Annotated in this window: 24 protein-coding genes and 1 tRNA gene; 16 read left to right on the forward strand and 9 right to left on the reverse strand. The window is 58.9% G+C overall.

Translation table 11 applies throughout. The features are described from left to right. The first annotated feature begins 168 nt into the window (after window positions 1–168). Window positions 169–1,386 (forward strand): hypothetical protein, encoded by a 1,218-nt coding sequence (locus AC0L39_RS13515; protein WP_473258636.1) that lies wholly within the window; start codon window positions 169–171, stop codon window positions 1,384–1,386. Further along, a complete protein-coding gene (locus tag AC0L39_RS13520; protein WP_473258638.1) occupies window positions 1,355–2,482 on the forward strand; it encodes an SEC-C domain-containing protein in 1,128 nt (375 codons plus the stop codon). The genes AC0L39_RS13515 and AC0L39_RS13520 overlap by 32 nt, the downstream gene beginning before the upstream one ends. Before the next feature lie 117 nt (window positions 2,483–2,599). Here the strand turns inward: AC0L39_RS13520 and AC0L39_RS13525 are convergent, their stop codons facing one another. Further along, on the reverse strand, window positions 2,600–2,884 hold the full coding sequence (locus AC0L39_RS13525) for a helix-turn-helix domain-containing protein (RefSeq protein WP_473258640.1): 285 nt from the start codon (window positions 2,882–2,884) through the stop codon (window positions 2,600–2,602). A 57-nt stretch (window positions 2,885–2,941) separates the two neighbouring features. Here AC0L39_RS13525 and AC0L39_RS13530 point away from each other — a divergent pair, with 57 nt between their 5' ends. Further along, window positions 2,942–3,421, forward strand: a complete 480-nt coding sequence (locus tag AC0L39_RS13530; RefSeq protein WP_473258642.1) for a hypothetical protein — start codon at window positions 2,942–2,944, stop codon at window positions 3,419–3,421. Window positions 3,422–3,442: 21 nt separating this feature from the next. Here AC0L39_RS13530 and AC0L39_RS13535 read toward each other — a convergent pair whose 3' ends face one another. From AC0L39_RS13535 to AC0L39_RS13545, 3 genes are all read right to left on the reverse strand, one after another. Continuing rightward, a complete protein-coding gene (locus tag AC0L39_RS13535; RefSeq protein WP_473258644.1) occupies window positions 3,443–3,952 on the reverse strand; it encodes a hypothetical protein in 510 nt (169 codons plus the stop codon). A 197-nt stretch (window positions 3,953–4,149) separates the two neighbouring features. After that, a complete protein-coding gene (locus AC0L39_RS13540) occupies window positions 4,150–5,451 on the reverse strand; it encodes a DNA modification methylase (RefSeq protein WP_473258646.1) in 1,302 nt (433 codons plus the stop codon). Window positions 5,452–5,933: 482 nt separating this feature from the next. After that, window positions 5,934–6,024, reverse strand: a tRNA-Ser gene (locus tag AC0L39_RS13545). 265 nt (window positions 6,025–6,289) lie between these two features. On the opposite strand from AC0L39_RS13545, the gene AC0L39_RS13550 reads away from it, so the two are divergent. Together AC0L39_RS13550 and AC0L39_RS13555 are read left to right on the forward strand one after the other, a co-directional pair. After that, entirely contained in the window at window positions 6,290–7,390 is a 1,101-nt protein-coding gene (locus AC0L39_RS13550) for a peptidylprolyl isomerase (RefSeq protein ID WP_473258648.1), read from the forward strand. After that, window positions 7,383–7,700, forward strand: coding sequence for a DUF1905 domain-containing protein (locus AC0L39_RS13555; protein ID WP_473258650.1), 318 nt, complete (start codon window positions 7,383–7,385; stop codon window positions 7,698–7,700). Before AC0L39_RS13550 ends, AC0L39_RS13555 begins: the two co-directional genes overlap by 8 nt. Here AC0L39_RS13555 and AC0L39_RS13560 read toward each other — a convergent pair. Both AC0L39_RS13560 and AC0L39_RS13565 read right to left on the reverse strand, forming a co-directional pair. After that, window positions 7,697–8,056 carry a VOC family protein gene (locus tag AC0L39_RS13560; RefSeq protein WP_473258651.1) on the reverse strand — a complete coding sequence of 120 codons (360 nt, stop codon included), beginning with the start codon at window positions 8,054–8,056 and terminating at the stop codon, window positions 7,697–7,699. The two genes, AC0L39_RS13555 and AC0L39_RS13560, sit on opposite strands and share 4 nt — an antisense overlap. Then, window positions 8,056–10,146 (reverse strand): RelA/SpoT family protein, encoded by a 2,091-nt coding sequence (locus AC0L39_RS13565; protein ID WP_473258653.1) that lies wholly within the window; start codon window positions 10,144–10,146, stop codon window positions 8,056–8,058. The genes AC0L39_RS13560 and AC0L39_RS13565 overlap by 1 nt, the downstream gene beginning before the upstream one ends. 139 nt (window positions 10,147–10,285) lie before the next feature. Here AC0L39_RS13565 and AC0L39_RS13570 point away from each other — a divergent pair, with 139 nt between their 5' ends. After that, on the forward strand, window positions 10,286–11,182 hold the full coding sequence (locus tag AC0L39_RS13570; protein ID WP_473258655.1) for a glycoside hydrolase family 16 protein: 897 nt from the start codon (window positions 10,286–10,288) through the stop codon (window positions 11,180–11,182). Here the strand turns inward: AC0L39_RS13570 and hemF are convergent, their stop codons facing one another. Further along, window positions 11,183–12,040, reverse strand: a complete 858-nt coding sequence (gene hemF, locus AC0L39_RS13575; protein ID WP_473258656.1) for an oxygen-dependent coproporphyrinogen oxidase — start codon at window positions 12,038–12,040, stop codon at window positions 11,183–11,185. 193 nt (window positions 12,041–12,233) lie between these two features. Here hemF and pdeM point away from each other — a divergent pair, with 193 nt between their 5' ends. The 6 genes from pdeM to AC0L39_RS13605 all read left to right on the forward strand — a co-directional run bounded on the left by pdeM (window position 12,234) and on the right by AC0L39_RS13605 (window position 19,139). Beyond that, a complete protein-coding gene (pdeM, locus tag AC0L39_RS13580; protein WP_473258658.1) occupies window positions 12,234–12,887 on the forward strand; it encodes a ligase-associated DNA damage response endonuclease PdeM in 654 nt (217 codons plus the stop codon). Window positions 12,888–12,987: 100 nt separating this feature from the next. Next, a complete protein-coding gene (infC, locus tag AC0L39_RS13585; protein WP_473258660.1) occupies window positions 12,988–13,506 on the forward strand; it encodes a translation initiation factor IF-3 in 519 nt (172 codons plus the stop codon). Between the two features lie 476 nt (window positions 13,507–13,982). Beyond that, window positions 13,983–14,996 (forward strand): DUF547 domain-containing protein, encoded by a 1,014-nt coding sequence (locus tag AC0L39_RS13590; protein WP_473258662.1) that lies wholly within the window; start codon window positions 13,983–13,985, stop codon window positions 14,994–14,996. Window positions 14,997–15,619: 623 nt separating this feature from the next. Then, window positions 15,620–16,285 carry a hypothetical protein gene (locus AC0L39_RS13595; RefSeq protein ID WP_473258664.1) on the forward strand — a complete coding sequence of 222 codons (666 nt, stop codon included), beginning with the start codon at window positions 15,620–15,622 and terminating at the stop codon, window positions 16,283–16,285. 108 nt (window positions 16,286–16,393) lie between these two features. Next, on the forward strand, window positions 16,394–17,599 hold the full coding sequence (locus AC0L39_RS13600; RefSeq protein ID WP_473258666.1) for a DUF547 domain-containing protein: 1,206 nt from the start codon (window positions 16,394–16,396) through the stop codon (window positions 17,597–17,599). Between the two features lie 91 nt (window positions 17,600–17,690). Then, on the forward strand, window positions 17,691–19,139 hold the full coding sequence (locus tag AC0L39_RS13605; RefSeq protein WP_473258668.1) for an SLC13 family permease: 1,449 nt from the start codon (window positions 17,691–17,693) through the stop codon (window positions 19,137–19,139). A 12-nt stretch (window positions 19,140–19,151) separates the two neighbouring features. Here AC0L39_RS13605 and AC0L39_RS13610 read toward each other — a convergent pair whose 3' ends face one another. Next, entirely contained in the window at window positions 19,152–19,889 is a 738-nt protein-coding gene (locus AC0L39_RS13610) for a DNA/RNA non-specific endonuclease (protein WP_473258670.1), read from the reverse strand. 215 nt (window positions 19,890–20,104) lie between these two features. On the opposite strand from AC0L39_RS13610, the gene AC0L39_RS13615 reads away from it, so the two are divergent. From AC0L39_RS13615 to AC0L39_RS13625, 3 genes are all read left to right on the forward strand, one after another. Beyond that, on the forward strand, window positions 20,105–21,421 hold the full coding sequence (locus AC0L39_RS13615; RefSeq protein WP_473258671.1) for a cystathionine gamma-synthase family protein: 1,317 nt from the start codon (window positions 20,105–20,107) through the stop codon (window positions 21,419–21,421). A 37-nt stretch (window positions 21,422–21,458) separates the two neighbouring features. Next, the gene (locus tag AC0L39_RS13620; RefSeq protein WP_473258673.1) at window positions 21,459–22,295 is read left to right on the forward strand and encodes an SDR family oxidoreductase; all 837 of its coding nucleotides are present in this window, start codon (window positions 21,459–21,461) and stop codon (window positions 22,293–22,295) included. 99 nt (window positions 22,296–22,394) lie between these two features. Then, complete coding sequence (locus tag AC0L39_RS13625) at window positions 22,395–22,796, forward strand: SMI1/KNR4 family protein (RefSeq protein WP_473258675.1); 402 nt, start codon at window positions 22,395–22,397, stop codon at window positions 22,794–22,796. 180 nt (window positions 22,797–22,976) lie between these two features. Here the strand turns inward: AC0L39_RS13625 and AC0L39_RS13630 are convergent, their stop codons facing one another. Next, window positions 22,977–23,510, reverse strand: a complete 534-nt coding sequence (locus tag AC0L39_RS13630; protein WP_473258676.1) for a J domain-containing protein — start codon at window positions 23,508–23,510, stop codon at window positions 22,977–22,979. A gap of 185 nt (window positions 23,511–23,695) precedes the next feature. Between AC0L39_RS13630 and AC0L39_RS13635 the strand changes: the two genes are divergently transcribed. Further along, on the forward strand, window positions 23,696–23,860 hold the full coding sequence (locus tag AC0L39_RS13635; protein ID WP_473258678.1) for a hypothetical protein: 165 nt from the start codon (window positions 23,696–23,698) through the stop codon (window positions 23,858–23,860). The last annotated feature ends 5 nt before the right edge of the window (window positions 23,861–23,865 follow it).

A 23,865-nucleotide genomic window follows, 5' to 3' on the forward strand; every position in this document is an offset into this window, starting at 1 on the left:
GTCCGGTTAATTGAATGGAACTAAGCAAAGCTGCCATTCAGTCTAATCGACAGGCCGGTCTGCAACCACCTGAATTTCGATCATTCCGAACAACTATTGACCATACCAAAGGCGCTACTAGGTCTTTCAATATGGAAAATACGCATCTAGCTGGGGGAGGTTTGAACCATGGAGATCAATGACCTTCCGCCAACAAAAGGAGTAACACGAGCCTATTGCGAAACCTGCGGCGGTCCCCTCGACCTTATCTTCGCACCATTTCGGGAGACAGTGTCTGGCATCGAAATCGACATGGAAGGCTTGCCTACGCTAGAATGCCCAGCGTGTGGCTGGAGGACACTACCAGATCGCACACGCTATTCGATTATGCGTGCACACGAAATAGCCACCAATGAAGGCGCCCCGATCTACAAGAGTAAGCGTAACAAGATCACCGAAGATTTCGGCTTCAGCGATGTGCCGTTCAACTATGATCCTGACGATTTCTATTATTACCCTGGTCTCGAGCGTCCATGGAACAAGGGCTTCTTGACCCCGGTATATTTCAACCGGAAGGTGCTTGCCAAATTTGACGCCGATCCGACCTATCTCGTTCGCTATGCATCGCCCACCTATGGTGACATATTTGGAGAAGGGTTCTCGATCGCCTTCGGTATCAACCGCCACGGCCATTTGATCATGTGGCTAGGTGACATCGCCAAACTCCCCAAGCCCGAACAGTATTATCTCATGAGCGAGAACCGACCATCAGACCACTGTCTCGCGAGCGAATTCTACGACGGTCAGATCGAGTGCATCTTCACCGAACCTCCACGCGAGACGCTTCTATTCGCAGCCCGATCCGATTTTCTAGCGGCCACCTGCAAGCTCTGGGGTACCAAACTCGCCTGTCTCGACGACGAGGTACTCGAACTCGCGGGGCAGTTGACCCGCCCTGTCCACGACACGCCTGCACAGCGTCACTTTGTCTCGGACAATCTGAACAAGGTTCACCTGGTATCTATCGACAATGACACGCTCGGCAATCTCATCGCCGGGTTGGGCATTGCGTGCAATGGAACTCGGCAGCTCAAGCGTCTTCAGGCGCTGATTGGGAGCATCGCTGACAGTGACCGGGCCTACGCACTGATGACGCCCTTCTACACGCTTTATGATTTTCGGGTTTCCTATTCGCATCTTGGCTCGACTGAAGGCGCGGCGAACAGGATGAAATCGGTTACAGATCGACTTGGCCTCGCTGAAGATGCCACTGCTGCGGACATCTACGACTGCCTCCTTGAACAGATGCAGCACTCCTATTCTGTCTTGACCGAGCTGATAGCTAGTGCGCTTCCCCCGAAGGAGCCAGCTAGCGATGCGCAATCGTCCTGCCATCAAGGGGCGTGACAGAAACCGGCCCTGCTGGTGTGGGTCCGGCCTGAAGTACAAGAAATGCCACTACAATCGCGAACAGCAGGAAAGAGGGAACCCATGGGATGCGGTTGCTGAGAATCGCAAGGCGTTCCAGCAGAAGAAGTGCTGGGCTGAGAATGTCGGCCTAGGACTCTGCCAAGGATCAATCATACGAGCCCACACAGTCTCCAAGGGATCCAATCTGAGACAAATCGCGAAGAATGGGCATGTGCTGCAATATGATGCAAGCATTGCAAGCCTCAAAAAGAATGGCGGAAAGTTGTCGGTCGAATCTATCGGGATCAACAAAGCATCGGTCTTCAACGGTTTCTGCGCATACCATGATCAGGCACTCTTTTCCTGCATCGAGAACGAGCCATATTCCGGTCGCCCCGATCAGAATCTGGCAGCCGCCTATCGGACATTGAGCCGTGAGCTCTTCGGCAAGGATGCCATGGCGGAGATGAAGACCATTCTTCGCGACGCTGACAAAGGGCACGACTTGCCGACTCAAATCAGTCTTCAGGCCCTCATTGGGGAGCTGGACGTGGGCAATGCGGCTGCGAGAAGGGAATTGAGGGCGACGCATGACACCCTGACCGACGCGCTCGTCCATCAGCGGCCGGCGGCGCTTCGCTCGTTCGTCATCGAGTTCGATGGCCGGCTTCCCTTCATGTTCGCGGGAGCATGGTCCCCCTTCTTCGACCTTCATGGTGCCCCGCTTCAAACCGGCTATGTGGACGAATTGCTCGAGCAGGTCGTCTTCGCATCCTTTGCCGGCGATCCGGGTGACTTCATCTGTGTTTCGTGGCGCGACACTCCAGATGCGCCAGGAAAGGACATCGCCGGTCAAATCGATGAGTTATCTGGAGACCAGAAGGCAAAGTTCTGCCTTCAGTTTGTCGTCAAACATATCGAAAATATCTTCTTCGACCCGACTTGGTTTAAAGGCCTGAACCGAGGGCAGCGCGATCTTCTCGACGGTCTTGCTTTTGATGGCGTTGATGGTCTGGGCGCACCACCCACCGTCGCGCTCAAGCCAGATATAGAGTTTGTTTTCCCCCAAGCCATCTGCTCGACGTGGGTCTGATCTCCAATTGAAAGATTACTCCTCTGTTTGACCAATGGCAGCTTTCAGGGAGAAATTGAGATCAGCCGGATGACCGAAATTGGGGCGCAAAGCGGACGGATATATCCAATTCAGCGGCTAACGCCTCAACCGCTTTTCAGAGAACCTTGCCGCCTCACCCTCGTCCAGCAGCTCGACCACATCCACCTCGAGCGCGTTGGCGATCCGCTCGAGCACGAGGATGGACGGATTGCGCACCCCGCGCTCGATGCCGGATAGGTAGCCACGATCGAACCCGCTGTCGGTGGCAAAGTCCTCTTGGTTGATTTCGCGCTCTGCCCTGAGGCGCCGTACGTTCCAGCCTATGCGCTTGCGGATCTCCATCGTGGAGCGACGTTCGGGCCATGCGACCCATACGCCCACGACTTATGAGTCTCATTTTACTGGACTAGCTGCCGGGTGAAGAGCACAGTTTGACGCATGGACAAGCAAACCAGTAAGCCCACGAATGATCCTAAGAGCGTCGGCCAAGGTACTGCCAGATTGGCTACCGAGATTCTCCTGGCCGAGGATCCTCAATATCATTGTCCCACCAGAGCCGAAAGAGATGCGCTGCGCGTGGGCTTCGCAATGCGTGGTAAGACGCTGTACGGTGCCGCCTATGACATGGTTCGACTGGACGGACATGTTGATCTGACCAACCCCGGTGCAATCAACAAGGCAATCGACGCCATTTCGATATGCGAGATCAAGTCTACCAACCGAAACTCGGTTGGCGACGATCTAAAGGGGTACTTCTTCAATATCACCGCGGGCGAGCTCCTTACGGCGCAAAGCGTGGGCAAGAGATATTGCTTCGTGTTTGTCAACGTCGTCACTCGCAAGCACCAGGTAATGGGCCTCAACGAAGTCTTCGGTAGATCGCGAGGAATGTACCCAGCTTGGCATATTCGCTTCTAGCAATGTGCGTGCTTGTTCGTGTTACCAGCGTGGCTCGAATTTCGGGAATGGCCTTTTGAGGCGCTTGGGGATCAATGGGCTGTACCGATAATACCTCCGCCTGATGACCGTCCACATCTCACGTCTCAATTTGACGTCGAGATCTCCGCTCTCATTGATGTCCTGAATGACTGAGAAAGCCGTATCTCGATGGTCAAGCAGGATATCGAGCTGCCGCGGGTCCTCTGCAGTGACGGGTCCGTCGAACGAAACTGCGAGATCAGCATGAACAACGATGTCATCGGGGTGCGGATAGACTGCGGGCTCCCTGCGTCCAAGCCTTCGCTCCGTAGCAAACCTCGCGCCCCATTCCTCCTTGTGAGCAAGCGCCTCGCGCAACACGAGTGCTTTCCACTGTGCCTCGTTCTTGCTCGCCTCCATCGTAAGGGAGAGCAAGAGCTTGCCATACTCTGTCTTGTCCTTGCTCGACAGATGCATCGTGCGCAGCTGGTGTTGGAACCTGCTTGTCTCGGCTGGGTCTGCCTTACCCATTGGTGCCGCAAAGAAACGCAAGAGTGTCTGCTCAAGCGCCGTTGGCAAGCTCGGTGTTGGTTGAGGCTTCATCTTGTTTCCGCGCCTTCCGTTGGGGTTGGGGCAATGCCCTTTGGGCCATTGGTGTTCCTTGGGCGGTCGGCCAGGACCAACGTCAGAGCGCTTCGTGGATCTCGGCTTTTGATCTTCATGCTTGCTCATGCTGCGCCCTCCTTTACGAGGTCAGCCTCGAGCTCGCTGAACGACGCGCCATCGCTTTCGCGGTACGCCTCAATCCCATGAGTATCGCGCATGCGCCTGATTGCAGCATCGACGAAGCGGGGCTCGATCTCGATTGTGTATGCACGCCGCTTGGCTGATTCTGCGGCAACCGCGGTGCTGCCAATACCCGCAAAAGGATCGAGTACGATCTCTCCGCGCGCGGTCACATCGAGGATCGCGTCTTTCAAAAGATCGACGGGTTTCGGGGTCGCGTGGAGCTTCAGAAGCTCATCGCGCTCTGCAGAAGCAGAAGTCATGCCATCGTAGTGCCAAGCGGTCGTCCGATTACGACCATGCTTCCCAAGTTGGACGTTATTGCGGTGCGGCGCTGTGCCGTTCTTGAAGTAAGCGATGTGTTCAGTCTGAGCGCGGAACAGGCTTCCTTGCCCCGCTTGACTCTTGATCCAGGTGCACAGCGCCTTGGGACGACTGAACACGATAATGCCTGCCCGCAGGAGCTCGGGCAGGAAATGATAGCTCATGAAGAACGCGTGGAGACTGCCTGACTTGCTGTGCTCTTTCATAAAGCGCATGAAAGTGGTTTGAAATCGCACGAACTCGCTGGGTGACATTTCGCCGTGCGCGAAAGCGAATTCCTCTCTTTTAGGATCGCTGGATATGTCTCGCATCGCCAAGTTATACGGCATGTCAGTGAAGCCGAAGCTCGCGAGCTCACCATCCATGAGGAGCGAAAAGCTCGAGCCTTCAAGCGATGATGCACAAAGGAAGCGGTGAGGACCGACCTTCCATAGGTTTCCCCGCTGCGTGATGACAGGACCATCGGACGGTGCCAGGCACTCTTCGCTCTCTTCGATGGCATTCTCAAGCGCAAGCAGCCGGGTCAGCTCACCTTCCTCGAATGCCAGGTCAGACAGCGCTTCGCTTCCGAGAATCTGCTCCAGTTCCCTAAGGTCCTCGGCCAGCAGCGCTTCGTCGAACTCACCCATGTCGAGGACTCGTTGGGCGTTCATCGCGTAGAGACGAAACTCGTCGGGGTTCAACCTATTTGAGCGCACGACAGTGATCGTTTGCAGTCCGAGCTCATTGGCCGCCAGGACGAATTCCTCGCCGAACACGACGCGATTGTCCTTGTCGATCAGGGGCGGGATTTCCGAGTCGCCAGTTCGCTCAAGCAGCCGCATAGCTGCCTTTAGCTGCTCGCGACTATACTTGCGCCACTTGCGCTTCCTCGGCTTGATATCCGATGGACTGATCTTTTCGATTGTCAAAGAATTCATTTCACTCACCACAGGCAGTTGTTTCAAACTTCTCCGTGGTGGGAATTGAATTATTAGAACAAAACGGGCCCGTAGGCAAGGCTGGCTTTGCTATCTCAGCTTCTCGTAGGCTCTCTTTTGATCCACATAGATTTCAGTCTGTTTCTCAACTGATTGTCAGCGGATTCCCACGGATTCTCATCAATTCTCACGAGTTATCAGGCGACGAAAATGGTCACCGAGAGTGTTTAAGTATCTGTAAATGGTTCTATAAGTCGGCTATCATCGCCAATCCAGTGCGACATCTCTGAGCCAAGAACAGGGAGAAACAGGGAATTTGCCATTCCGGTACCTCTTCAAAGAGCCGCAGAGAAACCGGCCCATTTGCCGCAGATATCTCTCCAGAGTGCGCTCTCCGTGGTACCGATCCACGCGCTCAACCCCGCAGAACTGCGGGGTTCTCACGGACACGATCAGGAAAAACAGGGAAACTCGAGACTAGGTGGCGGAGCGGGTGGGATTCGAACCCACGATACGGGGTTACCGTATACACACTTTCCAGGCGTGCGCCTTCGACCACTCGGCCACCGCTCCGCGTTCCTGTCGTGCCTCCGCTTCGCTTCGTGAGCTTTGCGGCTGCCGGACAGGAATGGGGCGGATAGCGATGGATGCTCCCGCGTGCAAGGCGAACCGTATTATCGCGGCTCCGCATTGCGAAAAACATGCTATACCGAGTCGCATTGGATGGCGCTGCGCGGAATGGCATTCCCTGCGAACGCCGTCACAAGAGCCCCTTTTCGCCCTCAAAAACGCGCGAGAAGGGGTTTTTTGTGCGTGATCATCCTGCCAAGGTGGAAGCATGAAAAATGCACTCCTTGCTGCGGTCGCGGCCATCACCCTCACTCTCCCGGTTTCCGCGCGGCAGGAGCCGACCGGCGCGCCCTCCCCCAACGAAATCGTCGAGGCCGCTTCGCCCGATGAGTGGGTGGCGATTGCAGCGGAAGACGTGCTTGTGATGACGCTCGCACCGGCTGCCGATGGATCGGATCGCGAGGTTGTGATCCAGCTGATGCCCGCGCCGTTCTCGCAAGGCTGGGTGGAGAACATCCGCACCCTCGCCCGCGCGCAGTGGTATGACGGGATCAGCGTGAACCGCGTGCAGGACAATTACGTCGTCCAATGGGGCGATCCAGGATACGACAATCCAGAAAGCGGCGAGACCGAGACCAAGCCGCTGCCTGAGGGTCTGCGGGTGATGGGAGAGAGCGATTACGCGGCTACCGAACTGCTCTCTATCCCACATCCTCGCGGTCGCCCGCGTCTCAACTACACGCTCGGCGCCATGATGATGCGGAATGCAATGATCGCGTCAGGCGACGAGTTTCCTGTACCCGATGAGGGTGCTGATCAGGATGGCGTTGCCGAAGCAATTGCCAGTTTTGAACCAACAGTCGGAGATCAGTACGGCGAGTTGGCATCAATCGTGATGGGATGGCCAATAACGGGGAGCATGGGTTTAGCTGCAAACCGTTTCTGGCCCGTCCACTGCTACGGCATGGTCGGCGTCGGACGGAATTACTCGCCGGATACTGGCTCTGGCGCGGAGCTTTACACCGTGATCGGCCATGCGCCGCGGCATCTGGATCGCAATATCGCTTTGGTCGGGCGGATCATCGAGGGGATGGAGCACCTCTCCAGCCTGCCGCGCGGCTCGGGCACGCTGGGCTTTTACACCGAGGAAGAAGCTGACAAGCGCACGCCTATCCTGTCCGTCCGCGTCGCCAGCGATTTACCTGAAAGCGCGCGGCCTGCCTTCGAATATCTCTCAACGGAGAGCGAAACTTTCGGCAAATATGCAGACGCCCGCGCCAATCGCCGCGATCCGTTTTTCATCCGTCCCGCAGGCGGTGCGGATATCTGCAATATCCCGGTTCCGATCCGCCCCATCAGCGGTGACTGAACGCCTCACTGCAATCCTGCCACTGACCCGTTGGCAAGGTGATCGCGGCACGTATCACCTCGTCGTTTTTAGCGGCGCAGAGGCCGAAGCCGTTGCAATGCATGCCCGCCTTCACCGGCTTGAATTCGGGCGGCAACGCGGCTTTGGATCGGTCAAGGTGCTGGCCCGAATTCGCGACACCGAATGGAAAAGCTCGCTCTTCCCGCAGAAACGGCAATCCGAATGGGTGCTGCTCGTGAGCAAAAAGGTCATGCGGCTCGAGGGATTGGACGAAAACGACCCGGTCCCGATCGAACTCGATCTGCTCTAGGCTCGCTGCATGAACTCGACACGGTTGCCGAACGGGTCGAAGCTGAAGAACCGCGCATACCCTTCGACCGGTTTGTCATCATGTGTTTCGAAGCCAGCCTGATCCAGCCGCTGGCGCAGCGTTTGGAGATCATCAACGAGTAGCGCGGGGTGCGCCTTGCGTGCGGGCACGAATTCCGGATCGACGCCGATATGCAGGCTGACCGATCCGCGCTCGAACCAGCATCCGGACTTTGACAGGTTTGCAGGCTTTGGCGCCTCGTGCATGCCGAGCAGATCGCTATAAAAGGCGCGCGCTTTGTCTTCACCGCCCTCTGGAATGGAGATCTGTACATGGTCGAGCCCGATGATTGCCATCAGATGCGCTCCGCCTGGGCGACCGCATCGCTGGCGCGCAATGCACTGATGATGCGGTTGAGGTGCGCGAGATCCTGGACCTCCGCGTCAATTTCGTAAGACGTGAATGGATGGTCAAGCTGCGTCTGTTCGAGGCTCGTGACGTTCGTCTTGTTCTGCGCAAAGATGCCCGCCATCTCGGCCAGTGTGCCCGGGCGGTCATAAAGAGTGACAGAAAGCCGCCCGACCGCACCCTGCGAGCGTTTGCCCCATGACAGGTCGAGCCAGTCGGTGTCGACGCCGTTCGCAAGTTCGAGGCAGTCGATAGCGTGGACGAGCACCGTTTCACCTTTGCGCCTCAGCCCGACGATGCGATCTCCTGGTACCGGATGGCAGCAGGTCGCGAGCTCGAATGCGACGCCCGGGGTCAGGCCCTTGATCGAGATGATGCCGTCGCGCGCCGACCATTCCTCGTCCTCGTTAAAGTCAACCGTGCAGCCGGGCACGAGCGCTTCCATCACTTCGCGGTCGGACAGTTTTGCCGAGCCGATCGCGAACATCAGGTCCTCCGGCCCGTCGAGGCCAAGTCGATCTATCGCGGCGCGGATCGCCTTCTTGCCGATGCGGGCGGGCACGCGCGTGGCGATCTCGTCGAACAGCTTGGAGCCGATCTGGGCGATCTCGGCGCGCTCTTTCAGGCGCACAGCGCGGCGGATGGCGGCGCGCGCCTTGCCGGTGACGACAAAGCCCAGCCACGACAGCTGCGGCTCGGCCCCTGCCCCCTTTATGATCTCCACCACATCGCCATTGTTGAGCGGCGCGCGCAGCGGCATGTGGCGGCCATTGATCTTCGCCCCGACCGTCGCAAGGCCCAGGTCGGTGTGCACCGCAAATGCGAAATCGACAGAGGTCGAACCCTTGGGTAGCTGGAACAGAGCGCCTTTGGGCGTGAAGGCGAAAATCCGGTCCTGATAGATCGCCATGCGAGTATGCTCGAGCAATTCCTCGGCATCGTGGCTCGCATCGACGATCTCGATCAGGTCGCGCAGCCACCCGACCTCGCCATCGGCTTTGTCATGCTGCTTGTAGGCCCAGTGCGCGGCGAGCCCGAATTCGTTTCGGCGATGCATCTCGCGCGTGCGGATCTGCACTTCGACCCGCATCGAGTTTTCATACATTAGCGAGGTGTGCAGGCTGCGATAGCCGTTGTTCTTCGGAGTCGAGATGTAATCCTTGAACCGGCCCGGCAGGAATTGCCACGTCGTGTGCAATATTCCCATCGCGCGGTAGCAATCGGCCTCGTTCTCGGTGATCACGCGGAACGCCATGATGTCGGTCACCTGTTCGAAGCTGACATGCCGCTCGGACATTTTCTGCCAGATCGAGAACGGGTGCTTTTCGCGGCCCGACACCTCGACGCTCAGACCAGCTTCGGCGAGCGCCTGCTTGATCTTCAATGCAATCGCATCGACCTGCCCGCCATCCTGGCTGCGCAGCTGCTCCAGCCGCTTGGTGATGGTGGCATAGGCTTCGGGTTCGAGCTCGCGGAAGGCCAGCGCCTGCATCTCGCGCATATATTCGTACATGCCTACCCGCTCGGCCAGCGGGGCGTAGATATCCATGGTCTCGCGCGCGATGCGCTGACGCTTTTCCGGTTTCTTGATGAAGTGCAGAGTGCGCATGTTGTGCAGACGGTCGGCCAGCTTCACCAGAAGGACGCGGATATCCTCCGACATGGCGAGCAGGAACTTGCGCAGGTTCTCCGCCGCCCGCTCGTCTTCCGGCATCGCCTCGATCTTGGAGAGCTTGGTCACGCCATCGACCAGCCGCGCGACGTCGGGACCGAAGTTTGCCTCGATATCCTCGATCGTGACCAACGTGTCCTCGACCGTGTCATGCAGCAGCGCGGTTATGATAGTCTGCTCGTCGAGTTGCAGGTCGGTCATCAGGCCTGCGACCTCGATCGGATGTGAGAAATACGGGTCGCCGCTCGCGCGTTTTTGCGCGCCGTGCTTCTGCACGGTGTAGACATAGGCGCGGTTCAGCGCCGCTTCGTCAGCGTCGGGGTCGTAGTCCTTGACCTTTTCAACGAGTTCGTACTGGCGCAGCATTGACTTGAATATGTGCGCACGGTGCAGCCGGGGCAAGCACTAAGGACGAACAAGCTCCGCGCGCCTAAATTCGTATGCGCATACTGGCTATCGGCTGGCGGCGTGCTAACCTCCTGTGAACGTTATCAGGAGAGCCATCATGCACATCGCCCGGTCCGTCTTCGTCGCCGTTGCAGTTTTCGCCGCTGCCGGGTGCAGCGCCTATGCGAGCGAACCCGAAATCGAGGCCGGTCCTGCGGCGACGCGCGCTCTCGTGTTTGCCGATGAGTTCAATTCCGGCTCTCTCGACCGCGAGGCATGGAATGTCATCGGCATGGATTTCTGGGTCAATGACGAACAGCAGGCCTATCTCGACAGCCCCGAAACGATCCAGTTCACCAGCGAGGTCGAAGGCGCAGATGGCGGCGCGCTGGCACTGCGCCCGGTCTACAAGCCCGGCGTCGACACGCGAGAGGATCGCAAGGCCGACTTCATTTCGGGACGGGTCAACACTCGCGGCAAGGTCGAGTTTACGCATGGCCGGGTTGAGGCACGGATCAAGATGCCTGATGCCGAGGGGGTCTGGCCCGCATTCTGGCTGCTCGGCGGCGGACAATGGCCCGACACGGGCGAGATCGACATCATGGAATATGTCGGCGAGCCCGACTGGACCGGCGTTGCGCTGCACGGCCCGGGCTATTCAGGCGAAACGCCGATCGTGAACAAGTTCTTCTTCGATGAAGGTACCGATGCGACCGACTGGCATGTCTACGCGGTCGAATGGACTGCCGATGCCGTCTTGTTCGAAGTGGACGACCGCCTGACCTACCGCGCGACACGGCCAATGGTCGAAAATTACGGCGACTGGCGCTTCGACAATGACAAGTTTCTTATCCTGAATTTCGCGCTTGGCGGTGCTTATCCCCACAAGACGAGCATGATCAAGGAGCCCTATTACGGCATGCCGCAATCGACCGTCGACCAGATCAAGGCCGGCGATGTCGCGATGTATGTCGATTGGGTGCGGGTCTTTGAGCCGCTGGCAAGCGCCGAGTAATCAGCTCCAGGTAGCCCTCGGAGGGAGGCTCATCAGGATCGCGTCGATATTGCCGCCGGTTTTCAGGCCGAAAATCGTGCCCCGATCGTAGACGAGATTGAACTCGGCATAGCGCCCGCGATACTCGAGCTGTGTCGCTTCGTCTTCCGGAGTGAAATCGCTATCCATCCGTTTGCGCACGAGCTTGGGATATATGTCGAGAAACGCTTTGCCGACATCCTGAGTGAATGCGAAATTGCGGTCCCATGAAGGGTCGTCGTCGCATTCGAGGTGGTCGTAGAATATACCGCCGACGCCGCGGTGAACCTCGCGGTGGGGCAGATAGAAATACTCGTCCGCCCACTTCTTGTAGCGCTCGTAATAAGTCGGATTATGCGCCATGCAGGCCGCGCGCATACTGGCGTGGAATTCCTCGGTGTCGTCCTCATAGGGGATCGGCGGATTGAGGTCTGCGCCGCCGCCGAACCAGGCCTTTCCCGTGGTCAGGAACCTTGTATTCATGTGCACCGCAGGCACGTGCGGGTTGGCCATGTGCGCCACCAGGCTGATGCCGGTCGCGGTAAAGCCGGGGTTCTCCGGATCGGCCCCGTTGACGTTGGCGGCAAACTCCTTGGGAAAGTTGCCGCGCACGGTCGAGACATTCACGCCAACCTTTTCGAACACCTTGCCTTTCATCAGGCCCTGCACGCCGCCGCCGGGATCGTCATTGCCCTCTTCCTCGCGGCTCCACGGTGTATAGGCGAATTCGGCATCCGAGCCCGCATCGCGTTCAATCGTTTCGAACGCTGCACAAATCTGGTCGCGCAGGCTTTCGAACCATTCCTTTGCGCGCGCCGTTTTCGGCTCCCAGTCAGTCATTCAGCAATCCTCGTCCCGTTTGCTGCTCGCGGCGTGCGATGACAGCCCGGCTGTCCATCCGCTTTGACACATATCAAGTCAACCATACGTTAGCCAAGACAGCCCTTGCCAAAAGTCACGCCCCGCGCCAAATGGAGCGCATGGTTCCCGTTTCGTTCGCCCCCTTCCCTTCGCTGGGGAGGAACTTGTCCTGATGAAATCGCACGCGCTTTACTGGCCGCGTGAAAGCGCGCTGCTGGTCGCCGACCTGCATCTGGAAAAGGGCAGCTGGTTTGCGAAACAGGGCCAGATGCTCCCGCCCTATGACAGCCGCGAAACGCTCGAGCGGATCGCTGACAGCGTGAAGGCAACCGGTGCGCGCCGGGTCATAACCTTGGGCGACAACTTCCACGATGATGCAGGGACCAACCGGCTCGATCCCTATGCTGCCGGCATGCTGGAGGCGCTGACCCGATCGCTCGACTGGGTATGGATCACCGGCAATCATGATGAGCGGATGCACCGGGCATTCGGTGCGACCTTGACCGAAGAGCTTGAGCTGAACGGCATCATCTTGCGGCACGAGGCCAAGCGCGGAGAGACCAGGCCCGAGCTTTCCGGCCATTACCACCCCAAGATGCGCCTGCGGGTCCGCAACCGCCACATCGCACGGCCCTGCGCTGTGGTGAGCCAGTCCGCGGGCAAGGGCGACCGCATGATCCTGCCCGCATTCGGTGCCTACACCGGCGGAATGGACGCAGGTGCGCCAGAAATATTACAGGCGCTCGGCCCCGCCAGCCAGATCGACGCCGTGCTGCCAGCGAAGGGCAAGCTGGTGCGCTTCCCCCTTTTTCGCGAGGCTGCCTGAGACTCTTGTAGAATTGTGAGGCGTTTCCCCTTACATAGCCCGCTTATCACTTAAGGTTTTCACAGGAGATTCTCACATAGCCCGTCCACCTCGGCGTTCGATGGCCCCGCCAACTAAAAGCGGCCCTCGCTACGATCAGTTTATCCAAGTCCCCAAGGTCCGCGTTATCGATGACGAAGGCGAAAACCTTGGTGTGATGTTTACCCGCGAAGCCGTCGAGCAGGCGCAGGACAAGGGGCTAAACCTTGTCGAGGTGTCGCCCAATGCCGACCCGCCGGTTTGCAAGTTCCTCGATGTCGGCAAATATCGCTTCGAAGCGCAGAAGAAGGCCAATCTGGCGCGCAAGACGCAGAAAACGCAGGACATCAAGGAAGTCAAAATGCGTCCGAATATCGACACGCACGATTATGACGTGAAGATGCGGAACGTGAACAAGTTCATCGACAACGGCGACAAGGTGAAGGTCACTCTGCGCTTCCGAGGACGGGAGATGGCGCACCAGCATCTCGGCATGGACCTGCTCAAACGGGTTCAGGACGATGTGGCCGAAACAGCCAAGGTCGAAGCATTCCCGCGCCTCGAAGGGCGTCAGATGCTGATGGTTCTCGCTCCGAAATAGGCGCGAAATCGTGAGACAGATGAGGCGGGCGTCCCTCGGGATGTCCGCCTTTTTCATGGGCTGGACAAGCTGGGCGCATGAATCTCCGACCGACAAACGGCCAGTGTATTCGATGAATAACACACTCAATCCGATAACGGACGACATCGGGACAAGTGTCTGAGCTATATCATAACTCGCTCACCGGGATCGGTTTCTGCCCGAGAGGGTTATCTCATGAAACCGCCACCCGAACGGCGATAACGCAAGACCACGTGACACACTGCAGGCCCCTCGATTTTCCCCCGTATAGTCGAGGGGCCAACCCTACCAAAGCCTCCTGCGAAGGTCCGGCGAACACGAACGAACAGAAGGACTGAAAGACATGCCCCGCCTTCAGGCGCTGGCCGCTTCGGCTGCCGGCATCCTTGCTCTCGCTGCTTTCCCCGCAGCTGCCGAAAGCACCGCTTCGGCGGATCTCGCAATTTGCAACCTTCGTGCCCTCAGCCAGTCCCAACAATGACAAGATCGACTATTCGATCTGGGACGAGGCCATGAAGAACCTTGTCATTTCGATGGGACCGTCGCTGCGGCAAGGCGCAGGCCGTCCCGATCCCAGTTTCGGCACGCGCCGCCAATATGGCCACGTCTCGCGGTACCGGCTCGAGGGCACGCGGGTCATGTTCAGCTTCCTTGACGACGATGTGAAAGCAAGCTTCGGCGAATATCGCCGCGATCTGGAGGAGACCGCCGGCAAGGTTGATATTCAGGCGCTCTCGCGCAACGAGCAGCTTGCCTACTGGATCAATCTCCACAATGTCGCGATGATCGAGAAGATCTCAGAAGCGTGGCCCGTGCGTCAGCCGCGCGAAATCGAAGTCGGCGGTACACCGCTCGACGATGCCAAGTTCATCACGGTCGAAGGCGTCGCCTTGAGCCCGCGCGATATCCGCGAAAAGATCGTTTACGCGAATTGGAAAGACCCCAAGGTCATCTATGGCTTTTGGCGCGGCGACATCGGGGGTCCGTCGATCCAGCGCGAGGCCTATAACGCCGAGAATGTTGCCCAATTGCTCGAACGCGGCGCGCGCGATTTCGTGAACTCGCTGCGCGGCGCGCAGCAATCGGGCGATACCTTGCAGGTCTCGAAAGTGTTCGAGGAAGCGGCGCCGTTCTTCTTCGAGGATTTCGACAAGGACGTACGGGAGCACATAGCGGCCTACGCGAATGATGAAGTCACCAAAATCCTCGGCGAAACCATAGCAGTCGAAGCGTCGATTGTGGAGTACGACATCGCCGATCTTGCCGGCGGAGTGCGCGAACCGACATATCAGAACATCACTTCTGACGGCGTTTCGACCAGTTTCCGCATCCCGCAAAGCATGGGTCGCCTGCTCGCCCAGCGAGAGCGCAAATTCCAGAAGATCATTCGTGAGGGCCGCACCGGAACGGTGACCTTCAGCAACATCGACCTGCCGGGTGATCCGGAAGGCAAGGACGAAGTCGAATAATTTAGAATTCAGTTCCGGCCATGACCCGAATGGCCGGATACTCCGAAAGACCGCCGGACAGATGTTCGGCGGTCTTTTTGTTTTCATGCCATTTCCGCGCTATGCTCAGTGAGATTGGCGCTGCATCTATGCGCGGTTCGGGGCGGAGTACATGGTGGCCAGTTGGTGGAGCATGATGTTAGCAATGGGGTGCGCAGCGATTGCACTTCCGGTCGCAGCGGCACCTGCTCATGGCCAAACCGGGGCTGCCCAATACGAGATCCAGCGCTCATCCAGACAATCGCTTTTCGACTTTCATGCCGAAAGACGAGATCACTCCGCACCGTATTGATTATTCGATCTGGACCTCGGCGCTTTCCAATTTCGTAATCTCGATGGGACAGCCGCTTCGAAAAAAGCCCTTCAATCCTCCGGGAGTAATCGGCACGAACAGGCAAATCGGCCACAATTCCATCTACCGCTTAGACGGGTCTATGGTCGCATTCTCCTTCATGAACGACGAGGTCATTGCGAGCTTTACAGAGTACCGGCGTGACCTCGAGCGTGTCGCCGACACCATCGATATCCAGTCGATACCTCGCAATGAACAACTCGCCTACTGGATCAATCTTCACAATGCCGCGATGATCGAGCAAATCGCTCAGAATTGGCCGATCCGCCAGCCGCGCGAAATTAGGATCGGCGGCGCGCTGCTGGATGAAGCCAAATTCATCACAGTCGAAGGCGTCGCACTGTCGCCAAGGGATATTCGCACCAGGATCGTCTATCCGAACTGGAAAGACCCAAAGGTCATATACGGGTTTTGGCGCGGCGAGATCGGCGGTCCGGCGATGCAGCGCGAAGCGTATCTTGGCCGCAATGTGTCCGACCTGCTTGATCGCAGCGCCCGTGAGTTCACGAATTCTCGGCGCGGAACGGAAAAGCGCGGCGCCACAATGCACGTGTCTCAAATTTATGAAGAGGCCGCGAGCATCTATTTCCAGGACTTCGAAGCCGATCTTAGAGAGCACCTGCTCGATTATCTCGAAGGCGATATGCTTACCAGGCTCATGAAGACAAATACGATAAAGGCCTCCCTGCGCGAACACGATATTGCCGATCTTGCTGGCGGCGCCCGGACGAACCCGTTCTTTTCCAGCGGCCGTCTTGGGGCCGGTGTTCTTTCCCTGCTCCAACAGCGTTCGAAAAAGCTGCAATACATCGAGCGCAAAGGTCTTCGCAAAGGCGAAGTTATCTTCAGCAATATTGATTTGCCGGGCGATCCAAAAAACAAGGGGGAAGTTGAGTAAAAGAAGCAGATTGCCATCATGTTTGATAATCGCTTCTTGCTCGTCTAGACTTTCCATTATCGGCTCGAGACCGGGAGGGGTCCGACCTGTCACAATAGGAGACACGTAATGAAGCCCCGTTCGATTATCGCCTCCCTTGCCATTGCCAGCCTGTCGGCTCCGCTCGCTGCGGAAAGCGCCGCAACGCCGTTCCAGACGCGCAGCTCCGCTGCGACAACCGATCCAGTCGGTGAGTTTTCGCAGTTTGCCCCATCGGAAGAGCGCAAGCCGCATCGCATCGATTACCAGCACTGGGACGAAGCGCTCGGCTGGTTTGTCATTCCCATGGGCCCTTCAATTCGCGAGGGTGCACCGCGCGCCACGCCGGGCACAGGCACGCGCTTCACCTACGGCCACACCTCGCGCTACCGCCTTGAAGGCAACCGGGTCGCGTTTTCCTTCCTCGACGATAATATTCGCAGTAGCATCACCGCCTATCGTCAGGATCTCGAACGCATCGGTAACGAGCTCGATATACCCTCGCTGCCGCGCAACGAGCAGCTGGCATACTGGATCAACCTCCACAATGTTGCGGTCATCGAGGCAGTTGCCAGCGAGTATCCGCTGCGCGACCCATCCGAGCAATCCTTTGGATCGAACCAGGCCGGACTTCAGGATGCCAAGCTGATCATGATCAAGGGCGTCGCGCTTTCGCCGCGCGATATCCGCGAGAGGATCGTCTACCCGAACTGGAAAGATCCGAAGGTAATGTACGGCTTCTGGCGCGGCGAAATCGGCGGACCGTCGATCCAGCGCCTTGCGTACAATGCCGACAATATCGACGCCCTGCTGTCGCTGTCCGCAGAGGAATTCGTCAATTCACTGCGCGGGGTTGAGGCGTTTAATGGCGCACTGCGCGTCAGCCGCATCTATGAAGAGGCCGAGAGGTTCTATTTCGATGCGACGAGCGATCTGATCGCGCACCTTTCCGCATTCGCCCGCGATGATGTGAAAAGCCTCATCGGGAAGTACGACCGAGTTGCTTATAACCGCTACGAAACCGATGTCGCCGATCTGCTTTATGGACGCGCCGATCCAGGCTTGAACTTCGTGTGCTCGCAAGCGGGCGAACAAGCGGGTCTCGCATTCGCTCCGGGCGGCGCGGCGCTGCAATGTGCCGATCAACCGACCCGTCCCAACCGCGCAGCGCAGCGCCTGATGCAAGAGCGCGGTCAAAAGCTGAATAAGGCGTACAAGCGCGGCATTCGCACCGGCATGGTCATCTATGGCGATGGCCAATACGCTGACGGCGAAGCGGCGAAAGAGGTCGAATAACAAAACGCGCCCGCAGCCTCATCCGGGGCTGTGCATTGGAACGCTGCACTGATAATCCCTCGGGCATGGTCGCTCGGGGGATTTTCGTTTCATGACAGCGCGCCGGATCGGCCTCGTGCTTGGCCCCTTGGTCTTTGCTCTTACATTCCTGCTGCCGGCGCCCGGCGGGATGAGCGCGGAAAGCTGGATGGTCGCGGGGCTCGTCATCTGGATGGCGGCATGGTGGATGACGGAGGCAATCCCGCTCACCGCGACTGCCTTGCTCCCCTTCATCTGGTTGCCTCTGGGCGGAGTGATGACTGCGCGCGAGACGGCGAGCGCATATTACGCCCCGATCTTGTTCCTGCTGCTGGGCGGTGCCTTCATCGCGTTGGCGATCGAGCGGACCGGGCTGCACAAGCGATTGAGCCTTGCAATCCTCAAGACCATCGGGACCGGCGGCGGTCAGGCCCGGCTGCTGCTGGCCTTCATGATTTCTGCCGCGGTCCTCTCCATGCTCATCTCGAACACGTCGACCGCGCTTATCATGATGCCGATGGCGCTGGCTGTTCTGGCTGGGGGTAGCAGCACCGGCCCGCAGCCCTCGGCGGCTGCCGAAGTCCCGCAGCAAGAGGGCCTGCATGGCGCCCTCCCGATGGGCATTGCCTTTGGTGCGACGATCGGCGGGCTTGGGACGATTGTCGGTTCGCCGACCAACGGAATTGCTGTCGCCCTGCTCGATGACATGATTGGCCTGGAGATCAGCTTTGCGCGATGGATGGCGTTTGGACTGCCGGTTGTGCTGATCGGCGTGCCGCTCGCCGCGCTCGTCGTCAGCCGGGTCCAGCGCGTTGCGAGCCATCCCTTCGATGTCGCTGCTGCGCGCGCGGCCATCGACGATCATGCACCGTGGTCGCCTGCCGAGAAACGGCTCGTGCCGATCATCGCGATCACGTTTGCACTGTGGATGACGAGGCTTTGGGTCGCTCCCTTCCTGCCTGAAGGCAGCTGGACCGACGGGACGATTGCGGTGATTGCCAGCCTCGCTCTGTTCCTGCTCCCCGATGGCACTGGCCGCCCGCTGCTGCTTTGGAAAGAGGCGGACCGCGCACCGTGGGGTGTCATCATGATGTTCGGGGGCGGCCTTGCCCTTGCCGCCGGGATGCAGGCAAGCGGTCTGGCCGATTGGCTCGGAAGCGCGCTCCTGCCGCTCGAGGCGGTCCCGCTGTTCCTGATGGCTCTCGCAATTGTCGCAATGGTCGTGCTCATCACCGAATTTGCGAGCAATGTCGCAACAGCCAGCGCGATCATCCCGATTATTGCCAGCCTTGCGGCCGCGCTTGGCCTTGGGGAAAATGCGATCCTGATCGCCATGCCCGCAGCGCTCGCAGCGAGCTGGGGCTTTATCCTGCCCGCCGGGACCGGCCCAAATGCAATCGCTTGGGGCACCGGACGGCTTAGGATCGGGCGGCTGGTGCAGGCCGGGCTCGTGCTAGACCTGCTGGGCATTTTCGCCATCGTCGGGATTGTGTGGGCGATCGCTTCGGTCGGGACGGCCTAGCCAGCATCGCCTTCACCACATGTCGCGCGTGCGCCCCTTGTCGCGATCAAGGTCTTCGCGCGCAATCCGGTCCCAGAACCGCCCTCCGACGATTTGTTCGGCGTCGTAGGTCTTCACGAGAAATTTCTCGAGGTCCTCCGACTGAGTGGCATTGGGTATTTCGAAGGTCCACAGCCGGAAACGCCCGCGCCGGTTTTCTGTCAGAACGCTCTTGATGAAGGCATGGGGGATCGGCACGCTGATGCCGTAGTCTTCCTGCTGCTTGCCGATGCGCTCCACGACTTCGCCGAAGTAGAACACCGGGCAGGTGAGTACGTAGGTTTCAAGCGCGCTTTCGCGCTTATCGAGCACCCGGATCGCCCGCTCCAGCCGGTTCCAGATCCCGCGATTGAAGCCGGGCATTTGCGGGCTCATGTTGGACAACAGGAACGTCTCGGAATTCTGGATGTCCTGCAAATCCTGGTTGGCACTCGCGACGAGGTGGCCGCGTTCGAAACCGCTACCCTGAAACGCCTTGAGACCTGCCCTGAAGCGCTTGGGAATCCGCGAGTCTGCGCGAAAATTGTCGAGCCGCTCAACCATGTCGAGATCGTTGACCAGCTCGCGGTCACGATTGATGATTTCGAGCGTCCATTTCGCCTGCCGGAAATACCACGAATAGCCGATAGTGAAATGCCGACCGGTCAGCACCTGATCGCAGACCGGCGCGCCGTAACGCAGCTCGCGTTGCATCTGAAACGGGTCGTCCATCGCGTCGTCCTCCCACCGCAAGGCTAGGTCTTGTGATACTCTCGCGCAAACCTCGCAACCAACCGGTTGCAACTGCAACTATCGCGCGATAATCAGGCCGCATCGAGATTTGGGATCGTGCGGAGAGGCGCTTCTGCGGAGGTTAGAGGCGGGGGCCGCACGTCCGATTTTAAGCTCCAGCCTTCCTTGGAGCGCTGATTAGGAAGGATATCCGCATGACGGATGCAATCGACGCCACCGACACCCCTACTCCGCGCCGCAATCCAAAGCCGGAAAAAACCACGATCGGCGGACGCGAGCTGAAACCTTCGACCCTGATGATGGGCCACGGCTATGACCCGGTCCTCTCCGAAGGCTCGTTGAAGCCGCCGATCTTTCTGACGTCGACCTTCGCCTTTTCCAGCGCAGCGGACGGCAAACGGCATTTCGAAGGGATCACCGGCAAGCGCGAGGGCGGCGCAGAGGGACTGGTCTATTCGCGCTTCAACGCGCCCAATCAGGAAATCCTCGAAGACCGCCTCGCCATTTGGGACGGAGCCGAAGACGCGCTCAGCTTTTCAAGTGGCATGACTGCGATCTGCATCCTGATGCTCGCCTATGTCAGCCAGGGCGACGTTATCGTGCACTCCGGACCTCTCTACGCTGCATCGGAAGGGTTCGTCGCGAAGGTGCTCAGCAAGTTCGGCGTGACCTATATCGACTTTCCCGCAGGCGCGACCCGCGAACAGCTCGACGAGGTTCTTAAGCGCGCGAAGAAGCAGGCCAGCGAAAATGGCGGCAAGGTCGCGATGATCTACCTCGAAAGTCCCGGCAACCCGACCAACGCGCTCGTTGATATCGAGGCCGTGAAGGAAGCGCGCGATGCCAACCTCAAATGGGATTGCCCCATCGCCATCGACAACACCTTCCTTGGCCCGCTGTGGCAGCGCCCGCTGGATCACGGCGCGGATATCGTTGCCTATTCGCTGACCAAATATGTCGGAGGCCATTCGGACCTCGTCGCAGGCTCGATTGCTGGCGCGAAGACATGGATGGACCCGGTGCGCGCGCTGCGCAACACGATGGGCGGGATCGTCGATCCGAACACAGCCTGGATGCTGCTGCGCTCGCTCGAAACGGTCGAATTGCGAATGCAGCGCGCAGGCGAGAATGCGGAGAAGGTCTGCGCCTTTCTGAAAGCGCATCCCAAGGTCGACGGCCTTGGCTATCTCGGCATGATCGAGGATGAGCGCCAGCAGGATATTTATGATCGCCACTGCATGGGTGCGGGCAGCACTTTCAGCGTGTTTTTGAAAGGCGGCGAGGCGGAATGCTTCCGTTTCCTCGACAACCTCACAATCGCGAAACTTGCGGTCAGCCTCGGCGGGACCGAGACACTCGCAAGCCACCCGGCTTCGATGACGCATCTGTCGGTCCCGCATGCGCGCCGCCAGCAGCTCGGCATTTCGGATAGCCTCGTGCGCATCAGCATCGGCATCGAAGACGCGGACGACCTCATCGCCGATTTCGAGCAGGCACTGGAACACGTTTGATCGCTGGCCTACTCTCTGCCCACATTGGGAGAGAGTAATGACACAGCGCAAACCCGTATTCCTTGTGATCGGCGCTGGTGCCGGGATCGGTGGGCACGCCGCCATGCGCTTCGCCGCAGGCGGCTATCACGCGGTCCTGGCCCGGCGATCCGATGAAGAAAGCCTTGGGCGGCTGATCGACCAGATAGAGGAAGACGGCGGCTCGGCCACCGGCGCGCTGCTCAACGCAGCCGAAGACGGCTCGGTCGAGGAACTGGTCGAGCGGACCGAGCGTGATATCGGCCCGATCGAAGGTGCGCTCTACAATCTCGGCGCGCAGATCGGGAACCGCAAACTGCACGACACGCCGCACCGGACATTCGAGCTTGGCTGGAAGCTCGGCTGCTACGGCGTCTTTCGCCTCGCCCATGCGATGTTCCCGGCAATGGCGGAGCGCGCGCAGACCGGGCGGCACGGAACGCTGCTCGTGACCTCGGCGACATCGGCCATGCGTGGCAACGCCGGACAACACAGCCACGCCGCCGCGATGGCAGGACGGCGGATGCTGTGCCAGACGCTCAACGCGGAATTCAGCCCGCAAGGTATCCACGTCGCCCACATAGTGGTCGATGGCTCGGTCGATGCACCCGACACCTTGGGCAAACTGCTCGGCGACAAATACGAGGCGTTCAAAGCCGCCAAGGGCGAGCAAGGCGTGATTGATCCGGCCGAGATCGCCGAAACCTACTGGCACCTCGCGCAGCAACCACGCAATTGCTGGACCCACGAGCTCGATATTCGCCCATGGTCCGACGTGGCGTGGTGGAACGACAACCCGAACCCGGAGATCGATTCAAGCGCTGCAAAGCCGGGATTTTCTGGACCGAGAGATTGATCTTGGAGCAGCTAGACGCGTTTGTCCGAGTTTAGTGGTGAATGTCCGGTGGTTGCTGGAAAGCGGACGTTCGCTCTGGAGCGCAGCAGGTCGGCAGAAATGATTGACTATTGGCGAAATTGGAAAGATTTATGGGCGATGCTTCCGTACGAAACCTTGCAAGCGTGGTGGTCCGAAACCGCCGCTGACATTGTTACGAATACTACGCCCGAACGAGATATAGTCGCCCTTGAAGTTCGATACGGTGTTACGCTTCCTGATGATTTCCGCACGTATCTACAGCTCGCCATTCCCAATGCAGAAAATTGGGATGAAGAATGTGGCATCTGGTGGCCCATTGAACGCATTAGAAACATTCCAGACGAGTTAGGGTACGACGTCGGAGAGCCAATCACCTCTAATTCATCAAACACCTATTTATTGTCGATCACTGCATCTGGTGCTGGGCGTGGGCCATTTCGTGTACCGAAGATGAAAATCGAGGGAAGGTGGCCCTCATAAACGGAGAATCTGACGGTTATGTCGCGAACAGTTTCAGCGACTTTGTAGAGCGATACATCAACGATTGGGCCTCGCTATGCGGTTTGCACGAAAAGGCTACTGCTCGCGGCGGCATCTAGAGATGGCTGCGGCTATAGTGAATGTCCGCAATCGGGTCGCAAGCGGCCATATCGGCAAGACCTACCCCTTCCACTCCCGTCGTTCCTCGGCTTGGCGGAGCACTTCGTAGCTGACCTGGATCGCCTGGAATTGCTTGGCCGCCTCCTCGTCGCCCGGCTTTACGTCGGGGTGAACCTCTTTCGCCTTGGCGCGGTAGGCTTTCTTGATCGTCGGGTAGTCCGCGTCCGCTTCCAGCTCCAGAACCTCCAGAGCCATCATCTCGTCGGCGCTGCGGCTGCCATCGCCTGATCCGGTCCAGCCATAATGCGACGCCTCGGCATAGCCTGAGCTTTCCTGCTGCTCAGCCTTGGCGCGCTTTGCCTTCTCCTCCTTGTCGAGCCCTTCGAAGTAATCCCACCCCTTGTTGTATTCGGCGGCGTGCTTCTGGCAGAAATACCAGCGATCGGGGCTGTTGGGCGATTTGGGTGCGGGGCACAGGCCCGCCTCGTCGCAGCCATGCCGATCGCATTCGCGCTGCGCCACGGCCTCGCGCGAGGAATCGTAGGAGCGCCAGCGCGGGAAGCCCCAATCGTTGGATCGGCGCGCGCGGCTCACGAAAGGGCCTGCACAGGGGCGCTCGGCGGAATGCTGTTGGTCGAAAGTATCACGCGGTCAATCTAGGTTAAGTGGAATGGAAAGCAAATGAAGACGAAAAGCGGGAACCGGTTGCGATGCGAAATGTTGCATTGCAACACCTTTTGGTAATCCGGCGTCTCTACGGCGCCCCCTTCGAGAGCACAATGAGCCACCAAGTCGCCCTGTCCAGCCTGTTTTCCGTGCTTGCGCTGGCAAGCCTGTGCCTTGCTGCGGGCAATGGCCGGTTCGGAGATGCTGGCGACACCCCGCTCACGATCAGCCAGCCGTTTAGCGCGCAGGCCGAGCTCTTACCCGGCCTGCAAAGCTAACGAAA

Source organism: Erythrobacter sp. K21-9, assembly GCF_055808355.1.

Excerpts from the sequence above, each read along its gene's own strand:
- AC0L39_RS13610 (WP_473258670.1), bottom strand. The coding sequence starts at position 19,889 with ATGGACGACCCGTTTCAGATGCAACGCGAGCTGCGTTACGGCGCGCCG.
- AC0L39_RS13605 (WP_473258668.1), top strand. The coding sequence starts at position 17,691 with ATGACAGCGCGCCGGATCGGCCTCGTGCTTGGCCCCTTGGTCTTTGCT.
- AC0L39_RS13570 (WP_473258655.1), top strand. The coding sequence starts at position 10,286 with ATGCACATCGCCCGGTCCGTCTTCGTCGCCGTTGCAGTTTTCGCCGCT.
- AC0L39_RS13540 (WP_473258646.1), bottom strand. The coding sequence starts at position 5,451 with ATGAATTCTTTGACAATCGAAAAGATCAGTCCATCGGATATCAAGCCG.
- AC0L39_RS13625 (WP_473258675.1), top strand. The coding sequence starts at position 22,395 with ATGATTGACTATTGGCGAAATTGGAAAGATTTATGGGCGATGCTTCCG.
- AC0L39_RS13530 (WP_473258642.1), top strand. The coding sequence starts at position 2,942 with ATGGACAAGCAAACCAGTAAGCCCACGAATGATCCTAAGAGCGTCGGC.
- AC0L39_RS13550 (WP_473258648.1), top strand. The coding sequence starts at position 6,290 with ATGAAAAATGCACTCCTTGCTGCGGTCGCGGCCATCACCCTCACTCTC.
- infC (WP_473258660.1), top strand. The coding sequence starts at position 12,988 with ATGGCCCCGCCAACTAAAAGCGGCCCTCGCTACGATCAGTTTATCCAA.
- AC0L39_RS13520 (WP_473258638.1), top strand. The coding sequence starts at position 1,355 with ATGCGCAATCGTCCTGCCATCAAGGGGCGTGACAGAAACCGGCCCTGC.
- AC0L39_RS13565 (WP_473258653.1), bottom strand. The coding sequence starts at position 10,146 with ATGCTGCGCCAGTACGAACTCGTTGAAAAGGTCAAGGACTACGACCCC.
- AC0L39_RS13515 (WP_473258636.1), top strand. The coding sequence starts at position 169 with ATGGAGATCAATGACCTTCCGCCAACAAAAGGAGTAACACGAGCCTAT.
- hemF (WP_473258656.1), bottom strand. The coding sequence starts at position 12,040 with ATGACTGACTGGGAGCCGAAAACGGCGCGCGCAAAGGAATGGTTCGAA.
- pdeM (WP_473258658.1), top strand. The coding sequence starts at position 12,234 with ATGAAATCGCACGCGCTTTACTGGCCGCGTGAAAGCGCGCTGCTGGTC.
- AC0L39_RS13595 (WP_473258664.1), top strand. The coding sequence starts at position 15,620 with ATGATCGAGCAAATCGCTCAGAATTGGCCGATCCGCCAGCCGCGCGAA.
- AC0L39_RS13560 (WP_473258651.1), bottom strand. The coding sequence starts at position 8,056 with ATGGCAATCATCGGGCTCGACCATGTACAGATCTCCATTCCAGAGGGC.
- AC0L39_RS13635 (WP_473258678.1), top strand. The coding sequence starts at position 23,696 with ATGAGCCACCAAGTCGCCCTGTCCAGCCTGTTTTCCGTGCTTGCGCTG.
- AC0L39_RS13600 (WP_473258666.1), top strand. The coding sequence starts at position 16,394 with ATGAAGCCCCGTTCGATTATCGCCTCCCTTGCCATTGCCAGCCTGTCG.
- AC0L39_RS13615 (WP_473258671.1), top strand. The coding sequence starts at position 20,105 with ATGACGGATGCAATCGACGCCACCGACACCCCTACTCCGCGCCGCAAT.
- AC0L39_RS13620 (WP_473258673.1), top strand. The coding sequence starts at position 21,459 with ATGACACAGCGCAAACCCGTATTCCTTGTGATCGGCGCTGGTGCCGGG.
- AC0L39_RS13535 (WP_473258644.1), bottom strand. The coding sequence starts at position 3,952 with ATGGGTAAGGCAGACCCAGCCGAGACAAGCAGGTTCCAACACCAGCTG.